This is a genomic window from Robertkochia aurantiaca (assembly GCF_020166495.1).
GTDB lineage: Bacteria > Bacteroidota > Bacteroidia > Flavobacteriales > Flavobacteriaceae > Robertkochia > Robertkochia aurantiaca.
Genome location: NZ_JAINZS010000001.1, coordinates 291,058 through 306,081, shown reverse-complemented (window position 1 = coordinate 306,081; position 15,024 = coordinate 291,058). Strand labels below are relative to the sequence as shown.

The following is a 15,024-nucleotide window of genomic DNA, read 5'->3' as shown; positions in this document are numbered from 1 at the left end:
AGAACAATCAATGACCGTTTCAAGGAACTGATGCGGTTGCCAGCTCATATTTCAAACGTTTGATCAGCTGCAAAGCTGATGGATATAAGTCTTGTCTATAAATCGATAAGCTGTGACGATGATTTTTCATTGCGGTTCTCGTTAATAAATTTAGTTTGGCGCTCTTTGAAAACAATTAAACATGAGTTGTAGTTTCCTTGAAAAGCCTGTTCAGGAATTAAGATCTTCGAACGTGCCTCAGCAAACATCTTTTTGGGCGAATCTGAAAAGCAGGCAGGGTATTCGTCCCCTGGCTTTTCATTATGAAGCCGATGAAAGATTGCTAAAGGTAAATGCCGATGGTAACAAGGCGACCGAAGATATTCTGGTCTTATTGCAGTATACCCATAAAGATCATTGTGTTGCATATGTGCCTTACGGACCCAAGCTGGAACCTGATGCAGAAAACCATGGCTATTTTCTGGAGGAATTTTCAGAAGTGCTGAAAGAACATTTGCCTGCGGAATGTTTTCTAATACGTTATGACCTGCCGTGGGAAAACCAATGGAGCAGGGAAGAAGATTATTATAATGAAGAAGGCCAGTGGATGGGGCCACCCGAATCCCGAAGCCAGGAGTTCAGGTTAAACTTCAATACCGAAAACTGGAATCTGGTTAAATGTCAAAGTGATAACCTACCTGTTAACACTTTCTTTCTGGATCTGCATAAGAGCGAAGAACAGCTGCTCAAGCGAATGAAGGCCAAAACCCGCTACAACGTTCGCGTTTCTCAACGAAAGGGCGTGGAAGTTCGTTCATACGGTGAAGAACAACTCGATACCTGGTATGACCTGTACCGGGAAACAGCCAGACGCAACGGAATTACCCTGCATGGAAAAGAAGGTTTTGAACAGGTGTTCGAATCGGAAAAACAATCGTGCGTCGATGTCAGTCTTCTCATTGCAGAACATGAGGGAGATCCCCTTGCGGCCATGTTTCTGCTCCTTTCACGTAACAGGGGAACGTATCTTTTTGGAGCAACTTCCGGTCAAAAAAGAAATCTGATGGCCAGTTATGCGGTACAATGGGAGGGTATAAAGAAAGCTAAGGCACATGGATGTACGGAATATGATATGTTTGGAACGGCACCAAACAATGATCCGCAACACCCTATGTATGGTCTGTATCGTTTCAAAAACGGCTTCGGTGGAGAAATGCATCACCGTATGGGATGCTGGGACTATCCTCTCGATCAGAAAAGATATACCATTTTCAGGGCCAGGGAAACCATGGCTCAGAGCTATCACGTAAATTAGGTAGGTTTGAAGGGTATATCACCCCGATAAACCATGAAATAGCGGTACCTGAGAGCGGGTAAGAACGGGTTTGGATGATGGTTTTCTAATATGATTCAGAGTAATTCACTTCTTTTTAACGGTCTGAAAGACAATTAATTAATAGATTTGAAGTTAGATAAGAAGTATTATTTTACAGAAGCATCATTATTCGTGAGAACACCACATTTCCCTTTTACATTTTATATTATCAGTATTCTGTTCTTTTCTTTATCGTCCTGCAGCACAGAATCTGTAGATGAGGCATTTATCTCTCCTGAAGTCCCGGTAGATGAAGAAACTCCCGAAACACCGGAAACGCCGCCTGATCAGGATAATGATGACTCACCTGATACGGCAACCCTTTATTTTCCGCCTCTTGGTTCGGAAGCGTGGGAAACCCTGAGCCCTGAATCACTGGGATGGGACCTTAACGCGCGGGACGAATTGTTAGACTTTATGGAACAAGAGCAAAGTAGTGCTTTCCTTTTGATCAAAGACGGTCGTATCGTGATAGAAGAATATTGGGGGCAAAACTTTGGCGGGAATGATACCTTTGACAGCCAGACCGTATGGTACTGGGCTTCGGCAGGAAAGGGCATCACATCTTTTCTTACAGGACTGGCTCAGGAGCAGGGATATCTTTCCATTCAGGATCCAACCTCTGATTATCTGGGCGAGGGATGGACAAGTATGGAACCAGATAAGGAATCTCTCATAACCGTAGAAAATCAACTTACCATGACTACCGGACTGGATTATCGGGTACAGGATCCTTTCTGCACCGACCCTGAGTGCCTGGAATATCGTACAGATGCCGGTTCACAATGGTACTATCACAATGCTCCCTATACCTTACTTGACGCGGTTATCAGTGCCGCCACGGGAACAGAATTCGAAACTTGGTCTGAAACCCAGTTGGAATCCAGAATTGGGATGGAGGGGTATTGGGAGCCTTTTGGTTATAACAATGTTTATTGGAGCACTGCCAGGGATGCAGCCCGTTTCGGACTCCTGATCCTGAATGAAGGGAACTGGGAAGAACAGGTGATCATGAGTGATTCTCAATATTTTCAGCAAATGATCAGTACCTCTCAGGAACTGAATCCTTCATATGGGTATCTCTGGTGGCTCAATGGGAAAGAGGAAATCAAGCTACCGGGTTCCAATAATGTATTTCAAAGCTCTCTTTCCCCTTCAGGTCCTGCAGATATGATCGTTGCTGCGGGGCTGAACGGACAATACATCGACGTGGTTCCAAGTCAGAATCTGGTGGTGATACGGTTGGGTGATTCTCCCGATGGTTCCGAGGTTCCTTTGGAACTGCATGACCGGATGTGGCAATATATTTCCCGTATGACCGGAGAATGATGTTCGGTTGATTTAAATTACCTTTAGCGTCTTAAAAATTATTTTTTTCATGAAACCAAATGAAAGGAAGGAACACTGGGAAGAGGTTTTCCAGACTAAGGATACCACACGGGTAAGTTGGTACGAGGCATTGCCTGAAAAGTCTATGGCGCTTATAGAGAATACCGGCATTGCAAAAAACGCCTCTATACTGGATGTGGGTGGCGGAGACAGCCGCCTTGTTGACCATTTGATTAACAAGGGTTATACCGATATCACCCTGCTCGATATTTCAGAAACGGCTTTGAAGAGGGTCAGGGAGCGTCTGGGTGATAAGATCACTTATCTCCGGGCAGACTCCAGTGAATTCACCACAGAAAAGCGATTCATGGTCTGGCATGACCGGGCTTCCTTTCATTTCCTTACAGATGATGATGCTATCACCGCTTATCGGGATGGAGCAACAGCACATATACTTCCAGGTGGATATCTCATATTGGGAACCTTCGGGGTGAACGGTCCGGAAAAATGCAGCGGATTGACCATTCGACGATACGGCCCGGAACAGCTTTTTTCGCTCTTTCAGGAAAACTTTTCTCCCCTCTCTGAAGAAGTGGTAAAACACCAGACTCCTTCCGGAAGTCTTCAGGAGTTCACTTTTGTAGTGATGAAAAGAAAAGCGTAACGCTGAGGCTCTTCTCTTGATTACAGCAAGTTGAGTTTACGGGCCTTGGTTCCCTTTCTACAGGAGAAAAATAAAATACGCCGGCCATTTAGATAACTCAAATTATTACCTGAAATAGAAACCAGGGCCTTCTGCAGACCTTTTTCTTTTCTCGTAATAGCTGATCTGAGCCTTTAAAGCTTTTATTCTGTAATAACAAAGAAGATCATCGATCGCCAGCAGATCGTTCTGGTCGACAGCGATATTTTGCTGAAAAAGCATGTGAGCTCTTTTCATATCCTGATGTTCCATCGCGAGATTACCCAGAATTGAAAGGGTAAGGCCTTCATCATTATGAATATCTACTTCAGGCTTTTCATTCATCGTTTGCGCGATTAATCCTGTGCTCAGGATCAGAAATAAGCAAAAAAATATATCTTTAGTCTGCATTGGCCGGTTCTTTGTAAGCAGGCTTTAGTCAGATGGTGCCTAAGAAAGGTGTAGAGCTTGATAAAGATACGGCAGATCAATTTGTTTAAGCGTGAATAACACGCTTAATATCAGATTTTTAACTTACTCATTTTGAAAAGAAAGTACGCAGACTTATGAATGTATTATACTTGATATACGCACTGATCGTACTCGCAGTCGTACTCTTGTTTGTATTTCTGCAGCAAAGAGCCAAATCAAGGGCTGAAGGAAAGGAAATGAAACCGAAAGACATGAAGAAGTTTACCGTAACCGGTATCATACTGTTTGTTCTGATAGCCGTTTTCTATTTTTTATACCGAACCCAAGCATTTTAATCGAAATATGCCTTATCTGAAATATAAGCTGCTACCACTATTTGTCGTATTTGTATTTGATCTGTTACGGGCACAAGGCTCTGATCAGATTCAAATGTATCGTTTCAATGATTCTTTGTACGGGTCCCCCCAGCAGATTACCGCTTTGATCATAGATACCGATCTTTTGAGGGACTATGAATTCCAGGTGGTTTTTGACACCCTGCAACCCAGGACCACTTCTCAGTTTGCGAAGTCAGCCGGAGCATTGGCTGCTATAAACGGAAGCTTTTTTAATACAAAAACCTTTCAGCTCGTTACCTATGCAGAGCGTAACGACGAGTTTTTTGGTCGTTCTCTTCCCCCGAGGGAAAATGATCTTATAAATGCCTCTGTGGTCATTGGTAAGGAAGGAGAGGTATGGCTGGAAGAGAAACAACCCGATTCGTATTACAGGCAGTCTGCGAAGGAAAAAGCCGTGCTTGCTTCAGGCCCACGTTTATTGCAGGAAGGAAAATTCATCGGTCTGCCGAAAAGACCGGCATTTGTCGATAAGAGGCATCCGCGATCTGCCATAGGAAGTGACGGGCAGTTTGTGTATTTGGTGGCTGTTGACGGAAGGCAACCGGGAGCTGCCGGAATGAGCCTTAAAGAGCTGCAGGGCTTTATGATTGGGCTGGGATGCAAAGATGCTCTTAATCTTGATGGAGGAGGGTCAACCACCCTTTGGATGCAACACAGAGGGGTGCTGAACAAACCCAGTGACAGTGAAGGGGAGAGGCCGGTGGCCAATGCTCTTATACTTGTTGAAAAGCAACCCCTGAAAGTTAAAGGATTATGATTGAACGAATCGGCAACCTCTTTACTGACATTTACCGTAAAAGCATGCCTGATGCTTTCGTTTTCGCCTTATTACTAACTATCATAACCGCAGTGGCAGCCTTATGGGCCATGCCGGTAGATATGATCGATATTTTGAAAGGCTGGTACGACGGTTTCTGGCTGTTACTGGAATTCGGGATGCAGATGGTGCTTCTGGTCATTACGGGTTACAGCATCGCTCTCTCTCCGTTTCTGAGCCAACAGATCGATCGCCTGGGCAGAGCCGTGAGCAAACCCTGGCAGGTCTATTTATTCGTAACCCTGTCCGGAACCTTATTGTGCATGGTGAGCTGGGGTTGGATCATTATTCCGGCCGTTATAGGTAGAGAGCTGGCCTTACGGGTAAAAGGAGTTCATTATCCCTATCTCATAGCATGCGTTTATTGTTCATTCATAGGATGGGTGACAGGCCTTTCGAGCAGTATACCCTTATTGCTCAATACAGAAGGCAACTTTATAATCGAGGCAGGCATTCTGGAAGAAACGGTTGATACGGGCCTTACACTCGGTAGCGGCTTAAATCTGGTGATGATCATTCTTATCGTTCTGCTGACTCCTGCCATTATGTTTTTGCTCAGGCCGCGACAGAGCAGGGGAAAGGAGCTTCCCGAATTACTTGATAAACGACAGGGGGCACTAAAGGAAACAAGTATCAGAGAAGAAGCAGATGCGATGAGTATGCCCGAACCGGTATTTTCAGACAGACTGAATAACAGTATTTTATTACAGGCACTTATAGCCCTGGCAGGTCTTAGTTATATCAGTTGGCATTTTTATAATCGTGGGGCCGATCTGAACCTGAATATTATGATTTTTATTTTCCTCATGTTAGGAATGCTCTTGCATCAAACGCCCTTGCGTTACGGAATTGCGATGAAAAGAGCCAGCAGTAATGTTTCAGCTATACTCTTTCAATTTCCTTTCTATGCGGGAATCATGGGAATTATGATCAATACAGGTCTGGCCGACCGCTTTGCTCAGTTACTGGCAACTTTCGCCAGCCAGGAAAATTTCGCCGGTTATGCCTTTGTCACCGGGGGGCTGGTGAATTTTGCCATTCCCTCGGCCGGGGGTGAATTTGCCGTTATAGGCCCCAGTATTCTTAATGCGGTAAAAGCCATGGCCGAAGCACAGGGCGGCCCTTCGGCCAATGCAATGATTGCGCGGTCTGCCATGGCGATTGCATATGGAGAATCGCTGAGCAACCTGCTCCAGCCATTTTTTCTTCTTCTGGTAATTCCTGTGATGGCTAAAGGGATCAGCATACAGGCCAGGGATATCATGGGGTACCTGATCGTACCATTTTTGTTGTTCTTTATCATTCAGTTTTCGTTGGTTATGTTCTGGCCCCTCTGAGGCTTATGTAGAAAATTTCTCATAAGATCGCGGCGGTTTTGTATATTTAAGGGTCATTATAAAAACGACCAACCATGCGAGACCTTATTATTCTCTGTCTTTTATCAGCAACATTGCTCACTGCATGTGGGGAGCAGGACACATACGATATACTTATTACCAATGCCACTGTTTATGATGGTTCAGGACGGGAACCTTTTTCGGGCGAGATCGGGATAAACGCCGACACCATTGCCTATATAGGTGAGCCCGGTGGAGGTTCCGGTGAAAAGGTGATCGATGCCCAGGGGAATATTGTGGCCCCGGGCTTTATCAATATGCTGAGCTGGGCCACCATATCTCTGATCGAAGATGGTCGTTCTATGGGAGATATAAAACAAGGGGTGACACTGGAGGTATTCGGTGAAGGATGGTCTATGGGCCCTTTGACTGAAAAGATGAAAAAGCAGCAAAAGAAAGAGCAGGGTGATATTCAGTTCGATATCGAATGGACCACTCTGGGGGAGTACCTGCAGTATCTGGAAGATAAAGGCATAGCCACCAATGTGGCTTCCTTTGTCGGAGCCACCACCCTTCGTATTCATACTGTTGGTTTCGAAGATCGTAAACCTACCGCAATAGAGCTGGACAGCATGAAGCTACTCGTGAGGCAGGCCATGGAAGAAGGAGCACTCGGGATAGGCTCATCACTGATCTACGCCCCTGCATTCTATTCTGATACAGAAGAACTGATCGCACTTTCGAAAGAGGCAGCAGCCTACGACGGGATGTATATTTCGCATATAAGGAGTGAGGGCGAAAAGCTGCTCGAGAGCATAGACGAACTGATACAGATCGCTCATGAAGCCGGGATACCTGCAGAGATCTATCACCTGAAGCAGGGAGGAAAATCAAACTGGAATAAGCTGGATGCGGTCATTGAAAAGATCGATTCGGCCAGAAACGCCGGACTGGAGGTAGCTGCAAATATGTATAACTATACAGCCGGTGCGACCGGCCTTGATGCTTCCATGCCTCCCTGGGTGCAGGAAGGCGGGTATGAGGCCTGGGCAGAAAGACTAAAAGACCCTGAGATCAGGAAAAAAGTAAAAGCCGAAATGGAAACCAAGGCAACCGATTGGGAAAACCTCTATCATGCAGCGGGCAGTGCCGACAAATTACTGCTGGTTGGTTTTAAGAATGACAGCCTTAAACATCTGACTGGGAAAACGCTGGCCGAAGTAGCAGAAATGCGAGGCATGAGTCCTGAAGAGACGGCCATGGACCTCGTTATAGAAGATGGTAGCAGGGTAGGAACCGTCTATTTTCTTATGAACGAAGACAATGTGAAGCGACAGATTCAACTGCCTTATATGACCTTTGGATCAGATGCCGGTTCCATGGCACCTGAAGGAGTATTTTTAAAATCCAGTACCCACCCGAGGGCATACGGGAATTTTGCCCGTCTGCTGGGAAAATATGTGAGAGATGAACAGGTGATCCCCATGGAGGAAGCGATCTATAAGCTAACTGCGCTGCCTGCTTCCAAACTCAATATATCACGCCGTGGAGTTCTCAAGCCCGGTTATTATGCCGATGTTGTGGTTTTTGATCCTGAAAAAATTACTGATAAAGCCACCTTTGAGGATCCTCATCAACTGGCGGAAGGAATGATCCATGTTTTTGTCAACGGTACGCAGGTGCTTGATAACGGTTCGCATACCGGAAAAACACCGGGTCGCTTTGTCAAGGGACCGGGTTATCGCCGGAACCTGGAAAAATCAGCACTTTAAGATGAAGAAATGGGTATGGATTTTTGGAGCCGTCATTTTTATCTTTCTAATTCTCCCATTAATTATTAAAGGTGCGGAAGAGCCTCTTAAATATTTTAAAGGTACCTCGCTTGATTCTTTAACTTTTTCAGAGGTACAATTTCGAAATTATGAGTCGGATCTCAGTCTTGGAGGGATGCTGTTTGAAGCTGATAATGGCTTTGAAAATGGTCCTCTTGTGATAATGGTACATGGTTCGGGTAGCAGCCATCGTGACAATAGCTGGTACCTCAGCCTGGTTCAGCTTTTGCAATCTTCAGGAATATCTGTATTACTTCCTGATAAACGTGGCAGTGAGAGATCAGAGGGTCGCTGGCAAGGCAGCAGTATTGAAGAGCTTGCCGGTGATACTACCGCAGCTTACGATTTTATAATGAAGAACTATAAAGACCAGTTTAATTGTGTGGGGTTTATGGGAGTGAGCCAGGGGGGGTGGGTTGCTCCGGTTGCAGCTTTGCAAAGACCGGGAGTAGATTTTGTTATCGATCTTTCGGGTACTCTGAGTACGGCCAAATACCAGTTACACTTTGAAGAAGTGCATAATATCGGACAATATACATGGGAGTTTGTGGCTGAAGCTCTGGCGCCTCTTACTGTTGAAAAACTAAAAAACAGGGAAGATATTTCTGTTCTGATCGATTTTGATCCGCTTCCTTACTGGAAAGAAGTACCCTCACCCGTATTTATTGCCTACGGAGGAGGTGATACCAATTGCCCGGTGGAGCGAAGCTTGGAAAGGATCAGGGAAGAAGGGCTGCAAGACCTGCAGGTACATGTTTATCCGGAGGCAGGACATGCATTATTGAACCCAGAAGGAACCGGTTTAAATCAAAGTTTTAAAGAAGATCTTAAGGGCTTCATTTCAAAGCAATGCAATAAAAAGCTATGATTATATTTATTTAATCTTCTCGATGGGTTTTCTTCTGACGAGGCCACCTACCGTATCTTTTACCGTGGTCATCACGACGAAGGCTTTCTTGTCGACCTTGTCGATCTCGGTTTTAAGCCGTGACAATTCCAGCCGGGAGATTACTGTATAGACGATCATGGTGTTTTTCAGAGGGTAGCCCTCAGGCGCGTAACCTCTCTTACCGCTTATCAGGGTACACCCACGCCCCATCTTCTCAACAATGGTTCGTCGCATCTCTTCCCAGTTGTCGGTAATGATGGAAACTCCGGTGTATTCTTCAATCCCGTCAATAACGAAATCGATGGTTTTCGAAGCTGCAAAATAGGTGAGTATGGCATACAGGGCGATTTCGATGGATAAAATATAGGCCGCGCTCAAAAAAATGAACAGGTTAAAAATCAGAATGATATTACCAACGGTTAACGACGATTTTCGGCTCAGGTAGATGGCGAGTACTTCGGTCCCATCGATAATGGCACCCCCCCGAATGGCCATACCGATACCAAGCCCCAGGAAGAACCCTCCGAATGTACTTACCAGCACCTTATCATCTGTGATCATGGGTACCGGAAGCAGGTACACCAGCAATGACAGCAGCAGTATCCCAAGAATACTTTTAATGGCAAAGCGTTTACCAATCGCATAATAGGCTAGTATTAGGAAGGGCAGGTTGAAAAGAAAGATCAGTATGGGTAAGGACAGATCACCTGCCGTACTTACGATCAGTGAGATACCCATGACCCCGCCATCGATGAATTTGTTGGGTATGAGAAACCCTTTGAGTCCGAAGGCTGCCGACAGTATCCCGATCATACCATAGATAAAATCAGTGAATTCATGAGAGATCTCGATCTCCAGCTCTCTGGCTCTTTTGCGAATCCGTTCCTCGCTTGCTTTATTCCGGTCTTTTTCAGCCAGGTGTTTCTTTCGGAGTCTTTCTATGATATACTGCTTGAGGATGGGATTCATTGTGCTCAGATTTCTAACATTAAAGATATATCAATTAACTATCACCTAGGGAGATAGTAATAAATTAAAGAAGACCTGTCCTTTTTACCCGGGACAGGTCTTCTTACCAAACACCAAACCAATGTTAATTTATTTCAGTAGCACTCTTTACAGGAGTCAAATTATTTGATTCCTCCTTGTGATATAAGCGGGACTTGATTACAAATCTCAGGCCCAGGGGGATTTCAAGGCTGAAGCTTGAGCCCCTTCCTTGAGTGATATCAACGGTTAGTTGAGTATGTTTCCAGTACTCGAACTGGTCTTTGGATATAAAGAAATCACAACCGGCAATGGTTCCCAGCCATACATCACTGTCATCGAGCAGTAATTCTCCTTTTTGGAAACACATAGGAGAGGAGCCGTCACAACACCCACCGCTTTGATGGAACATGAGTTCACCATATTCTTCTCTGAGCCGGTTTACAACCTCTTCGGCCTCTTTGCTTATCAGAACTCTTTCTGTCATTAGATGGTTTCAGAAAAAGCCAAGGGCTTTTTTGTCATAGGAGATTAGCATATTCTTGGTCTGACGATAATGATTTAGCATCATTTTGTGCGTCTCCCGACCAATACCGGATTTTTTATAGCCACCGAAAGGTGCATGCGCAGGATAGGCATGATAGCAATTCACCCAAACCCTGCCGGCCTTGATGGCTCTCGATATCTGATATGCCTGATGAGTGTCTCTGGTCCATACACCTGCACCAAGACCATAAAGAGTATCGTTAGCGATCGCAATGGCTTCTTCTTCATCTTTAAAGGAGGTCACGCATACGACGGGTCCGAAGATTTCTTCCTGAAAGACCCGCATCTTATTGTTTCCTTTCAGGATGGTGGGTTGTATATAATATCCTCCTTCGAGGCCTTCTATGTAGGCTGCCTCGCCGCCGGTGAGTACCTCACATCCCTCTTCCTTACCTATATTGATATAATTGAGAATTTTCTCGTACTGATCATTAGATGCCTGAGCTCCCATCATGGTATCCTGTTCCATAGGGTGACCAAGTTTAATGGCTTTGGTTCTTTTTACCACCCGCTCCATGAACTGATCAAAAATGCTTTCCTGTACCAGCATTCTGGAGGGGCAGGTGCATACCTCACCTTGATTAAATGCAAACATGACAGCTCCTTCCAGACACTTGTCAAAGTATTCATCATCAGCCTCCATAATACTTTCGAAAAACACATTAGGTGATTTCCCACCAAGTTCCAGGGTAACCGGAACGATATTCTTTGATGCATACTGCATGATCAACTGTCCGGTAGTGGTTTCACCCGTGAAGGCCACTTTATTGACACGGGGATTCGAGGCAAGGGGCTTACCGGCTTCGGTACCAAATCCGTTTACCACATTCAAGACTCCTGCAGGGAGTATTCCTTCGATAAGTTCCACAAGAACCAGAATGCTCGTAGGGGTCTGTTCGGCAGGTTTAAGAATCACACAATTTCCTGCAGCCAGTGCCGGAGCGATCTTCCAGGCTGCCATCAGAATCGGAAAGTTCCATGGAATGATCTGGGCAACAACACCCAGGGGTTCAGGAATGTTTATCGAAACGGTATTATGATCCAGTTCACTGGCTGTTCCTTCCTCAGCGCGAATAACCCCTGCAAAATACCTGAAATGATCAGCAGCAAGAGGAATATCAGCATTCATGGTTTCTCTGAAGGGTTTACCATTATCCCAGGTCTCGGCACGCGCCAGTCCTTCCTGGTTTCTTTCGATTACGTCTGCGATTTTTAACAACATGTTACTGCGTTCTGTAGCAGAAGAAGTGTTCCATGAAGGAGCCGCCTTCCATGCTGCGTCGAGAGCCAGTTCTATATCTTCAGCAGTGGATCTGGCAACTTTGGTAAAAGCATTTCCGTCTACCGGTGAAATATTATCAAAATAATTTCCTTTTACCGGAGCTTTCCATTCCCCTCCGATATAATTGTCGTACCTGGGCTTAAATTCTGGTTTGCTGATTGTACCGGCTTCCCGTGTTTTAACATTGCTCATAATGTTTGATTTTAATTGTTAATGTCTGGTTATAAGTCAATTATGACTACTGTGGAAATTACCCATATATAGCATATCATATGTGAACTATTCTATCAATTTTGTGAACAATCGTATTATAAGTCGAGATATTCATAATTATCGCCTTATTTTATTTATAATATCTCAAATATTACCCATATTTAATACGCATATTTTATTATGATAGATTCTTACAATGGAATTACCTGAAGGATTTTTTAAAAACAGGAAGCTGGAGCACCTGGTTGAAAATCAAACCTCTTACACACTCGAGAATGCTGCCATGCATATATTCGAAACGCATAAGAGGGCAGAGCGTGTTATGTTACAATTCGACGAGCCTGTACTGGCAAGTATGATCAGAGGTAAAAAGGTCATGCACCTGAGAGATCATAACAGTTTCGATTTTCTGCCAGGGGAATCACTCATTCTTCCTTCAGGAGAAGTTATGTGTATTGATTTTCCGGAGGCCCGTCAGGATGATCCGACGCGTTGTCTGGCAATGGCGGTAAGCAAGGAAAAGATCGCAAAAGTGATCAGACTTATGAATGAGAACATGCCAATGGCAGAAAAGCAGGAATGGAGCATGGTCGATTACAACTTTCATTTTACCAATGACGCCGGTATCTACCAGATACTTCAGCGTTTATTGTTTTTGTTTGCCGAAAACCATCCCTCTAAAGATTTCTTTGTCAATAATATGCTTCAGGAACTGATCATAAGGATCATGCAGACAAATACGCGAAAGATTTATGATGAAAAGGCATTGCAGCTAAGCAGTTCGAATCGCATGGCCTTTATTGTCGATCATATTCGCAATAACCTTCATTTATCCCTGAGCATTGAATACCTGAGTGAGAAGGCCTGTATGAGTGCTTCAAACTTTTACAGGGTGTTTAAAAATGAGCTTGGTCTGTCGCCCACCGATTTCATAAATAACGAACGTATTAAACTCGCAGCAAGCCTGTTGAAAGATCCCAAAGTGAAGGTGAAAGAGGTATTTATGCGATGTGGTTTCGAAAACCGGTCCTATTTCAACCGGGTTTTCAAAAGAATCAAAGAGCTTTCTCCGGGAGCTTATCAGCAGCAATTTCGAACTTCCCGATATACCTGATCATTCACTGAATCGAATACAAACGGGGGCGGGGGCATGGATTTGGTCAACCAGGGTCAATTCACCTGTATTTGTGTCTCTGCGATAACTCACCAGATCATTGCTGTTCTGATGGGCTACCACGATAAAGTTGTTATCAGGGGTGATGGCAAAATTCCTCGGCCAGTCTCCGGGCAAATCATAGGTGGCGATTTTAAAAAGATCTCCGTCGTTTTTTACTTCAAAAGCAGTAATGGTATTGGCTCCACGCGTACTGGCGTATAAAAATCTTTCATCACGGCTCAGGTGAATATCTGCACTTAAGGAGTTAACCGTATCTGTCTCCCTGAGCAGCTCATGTGAACTCGTAATCTCAAAACGGCCTGAAGAGGCTTCCTGCAATACGTTTATGGTATTACTGAGTTCATTCAATACATAGATTTGACCGTTTGAATGACGATCGAGATGTCTCGGGCCTGATTCAGAATTAAGACTGATGTAACTTTGAGAATCAAAAAGCGGTTCTAATTTCTGATCTTCCAGTTTATGCAACCATATTTTGTCTGTTCCCAGGTCAGCTGTTAAAATGGTATCAGTAGCACCGAGAAACTGAATGCTGTGCGCATGCGGAGATTCTTGCCTTTCATGCGTTCCGGAGCCTTCAAAATCCACGGTTGAAAGGGCTTCAGTAAGCACGCCCTTTTCATCAAGCCGGGCAGCCATGATATTTCCACCGGTATAGTTTGCCACCAGAACCAGGGTGCCGCGCGTTTGTATATAACAGGGATGAGCCCCGCCACTTCTCACAGACGATGTGGCCACAAGACTGCTGTCAGTAATTCTAAATGCGGTAACGGTGCCCTGTCCTTCAGCATTAGCCATTTCATTTACGGCCAGTAAAAAAGGTCCGTTTCCAGCCAGGCTCAGAAAGGAAGGGTTGGGTGTTGCTGCCCAAAGACCCATGCTGTCCAGTTGACCTTCTGCATCTATCCGGTATTTATAGATCCCCTCGCTCTTGCTCTCTCCTTCGGTATAAGTGCCTACGTAGAATTCAAATCCTTTATACATATTCTTAGCTGTTTTATCAGACGAGTCTTCATTTCGGCAAGCCGAAAAAGCCGTCAAAATCATACATACGAGCAGAAGGTGTGTTTTGTGCATGTTCAGATCTTCTTTGTTAACCAGTTTTTAAGGGAATAGAAATTCTGTGGAGCCACACCGTGACCCACGGGGAATTCTTCATATTCATGGGAAATATTCAGATCTTTCATGATACCAGGTACTCTGCGTGCCCATTCCACGGGAATCACCTGGTCAACCGAACCGTGAGAGGCGTATACCTGCAGATGACTGTGATCTTTGTTCTCGTAACCGGGTGACAAGATACGCTCGTTCACGTATCCGCTCAGACCTATAACATTTCTGATCTTTTCCGGATAGCTGAGAGCTACGGCATAACTGAGTATGGTTCCCTGACTGAAACCCAGCAGGCTGACCCGGTCTGTATCAAGGCCATAGGCTTCACAAGCTTCTTCAATGAATTGGAGGATCAAATCTCGTGATTTCCTGGCTTCCTCATCATCGCTCCATTTCCCTTCAGCTGCATCGAAATTGATAGAGTACCAGGCATGTCCAAAAGGCATGAGGTCATAGGGAGCTCTTACCGAGATGATGAAAAGTTCATCAGGTAATTCGCCGGAGAAAGAAAAGAGGTCCTCTTCATTGCTGCCATATCCGTGCAGCATAAAAAGTACCGGAGGTTTTTGATCTGTGATAGATGAAGGTCTTACAAGATGTTCGAGACTCAGAGATTTTTGGGTCAAAATGTAAATT

General features: G+C 44.8%; 15 protein-coding genes. 9 read left to right on the top strand and 6 right to left on the bottom strand.

What is annotated here, in order from left to right; genetic code table 11:
- Positions 1-181: 181 nt before the first annotated feature.
- The 3 genes from K7R10_RS01405 (at position 182) to K7R10_RS01395 (ending at position 3,347) form a co-directional block, all read left to right on the top strand.
- Entirely contained in the window at positions 182-1,294 is a 1,113-nt protein-coding gene (locus K7R10_RS01405) for a lipid II:glycine glycyltransferase FemX (RefSeq protein WP_224482896.1), read from the top strand.
- Between the two features lie 147 nt (positions 1,295-1,441).
- A complete protein-coding gene (locus K7R10_RS01400) occupies positions 1,442-2,683 on the top strand; it encodes a serine hydrolase domain-containing protein (RefSeq protein ID WP_224482895.1) in 1,242 nt (413 codons plus the stop codon).
- 49 nt (positions 2,684-2,732) lie between these two features.
- A complete protein-coding gene (locus K7R10_RS01395) occupies positions 2,733-3,347 on the top strand; it encodes a class I SAM-dependent methyltransferase (protein WP_224482894.1) in 615 nt (204 codons plus the stop codon).
- 105 nt (positions 3,348-3,452) lie between these two features.
- On the opposite strand, the gene K7R10_RS01390 is transcribed toward K7R10_RS01395, so the two are convergent.
- A complete protein-coding gene (locus K7R10_RS01390) occupies positions 3,453-3,710 on the bottom strand; it encodes a hypothetical protein (protein ID WP_224482893.1) in 258 nt (85 codons plus the stop codon).
- A gap of 221 nt (positions 3,711-3,931) precedes the next feature.
- Between K7R10_RS01390 and K7R10_RS01385 the strand changes: the two genes are divergently transcribed.
- The 5 genes from K7R10_RS01385 to K7R10_RS01365 all read left to right on the top strand — a co-directional run bounded on the left by K7R10_RS01385 (position 3,932) and on the right by K7R10_RS01365 (position 9,049).
- On the top strand, positions 3,932-4,132 hold the full coding sequence (locus K7R10_RS01385; RefSeq protein WP_224482892.1) for a hypothetical protein: 201 nt from the start codon (positions 3,932-3,934) through the stop codon (positions 4,130-4,132).
- Between the two features lie 7 nt (positions 4,133-4,139).
- Positions 4,140-4,952 (top strand): phosphodiester glycosidase family protein, encoded by an 813-nt coding sequence (locus K7R10_RS01380; protein WP_224482891.1) that lies wholly within the window; start codon positions 4,140-4,142, stop codon positions 4,950-4,952.
- Positions 4,949-6,349, top strand: a complete 1,401-nt coding sequence (locus K7R10_RS01375; protein WP_224482890.1) for a short-chain fatty acid transporter — start codon at positions 4,949-4,951, stop codon at positions 6,347-6,349. The genes K7R10_RS01380 and K7R10_RS01375 overlap by 4 nt, the downstream gene beginning before the upstream one ends.
- Before the next feature lie 74 nt (positions 6,350-6,423).
- Positions 6,424-8,121: an N-acyl-D-amino-acid deacylase family protein gene (locus K7R10_RS01370; RefSeq protein WP_224482889.1), complete on the top strand. Its 1,698-nt coding sequence runs from the start codon at positions 6,424-6,426 to the stop codon at positions 8,119-8,121.
- 1 nt (position 8,122) lies between these two features.
- Positions 8,123-9,049: an alpha/beta hydrolase family protein gene (locus tag K7R10_RS01365; protein ID WP_224482888.1), complete on the top strand. Its 927-nt coding sequence runs from the start codon at positions 8,123-8,125 to the stop codon at positions 9,047-9,049.
- Positions 9,050-9,055: 6 nt separating this feature from the next.
- Here K7R10_RS01365 and K7R10_RS01360 read toward each other — a convergent pair whose 3' ends face one another.
- The 3 genes from K7R10_RS01360 to K7R10_RS01350 form a co-directional block, all read right to left on the bottom strand.
- Positions 9,056-10,039, bottom strand: coding sequence for a YitT family protein (locus K7R10_RS01360; RefSeq protein ID WP_224482887.1), 984 nt, complete (start codon positions 10,037-10,039; stop codon positions 9,056-9,058).
- 124 nt (positions 10,040-10,163) lie between these two features.
- The gene (locus K7R10_RS01355; protein ID WP_224482886.1) at positions 10,164-10,544 is read right to left on the bottom strand and encodes a DUF779 domain-containing protein; all 381 of its coding nucleotides are present in this window, start codon (positions 10,542-10,544) and stop codon (positions 10,164-10,166) included.
- Between the two features lie 9 nt (positions 10,545-10,553).
- On the bottom strand, positions 10,554-12,077 hold the full coding sequence (locus K7R10_RS01350; protein ID WP_224482885.1) for an aldehyde dehydrogenase family protein: 1,524 nt from the start codon (positions 12,075-12,077) through the stop codon (positions 10,554-10,556).
- Between the two features lie 217 nt (positions 12,078-12,294).
- Here K7R10_RS01350 and K7R10_RS01345 point away from each other — a divergent pair, with 217 nt between their 5' ends.
- Complete coding sequence (locus K7R10_RS01345; protein ID WP_224482884.1) at positions 12,295-13,212, top strand: AraC family transcriptional regulator; 918 nt, start codon at positions 12,295-12,297, stop codon at positions 13,210-13,212.
- On the opposite strand, the gene K7R10_RS01340 is transcribed toward K7R10_RS01345, so the two are convergent.
- Both K7R10_RS01340 and K7R10_RS01335 read right to left on the bottom strand, forming a co-directional pair.
- Positions 13,213-14,259 (bottom strand): lactonase family protein, encoded by a 1,047-nt coding sequence (locus K7R10_RS01340; RefSeq protein WP_224482883.1) that lies wholly within the window; start codon positions 14,257-14,259, stop codon positions 13,213-13,215. It abuts the gene before it with no gap.
- 95 nt (positions 14,260-14,354) lie between these two features.
- Positions 14,355-15,014 (bottom strand): alpha/beta hydrolase, encoded by a 660-nt coding sequence (locus K7R10_RS01335; protein WP_224482882.1) that lies wholly within the window; start codon positions 15,012-15,014, stop codon positions 14,355-14,357.
- Positions 15,015-15,024 lie beyond the last annotated feature (10 nt).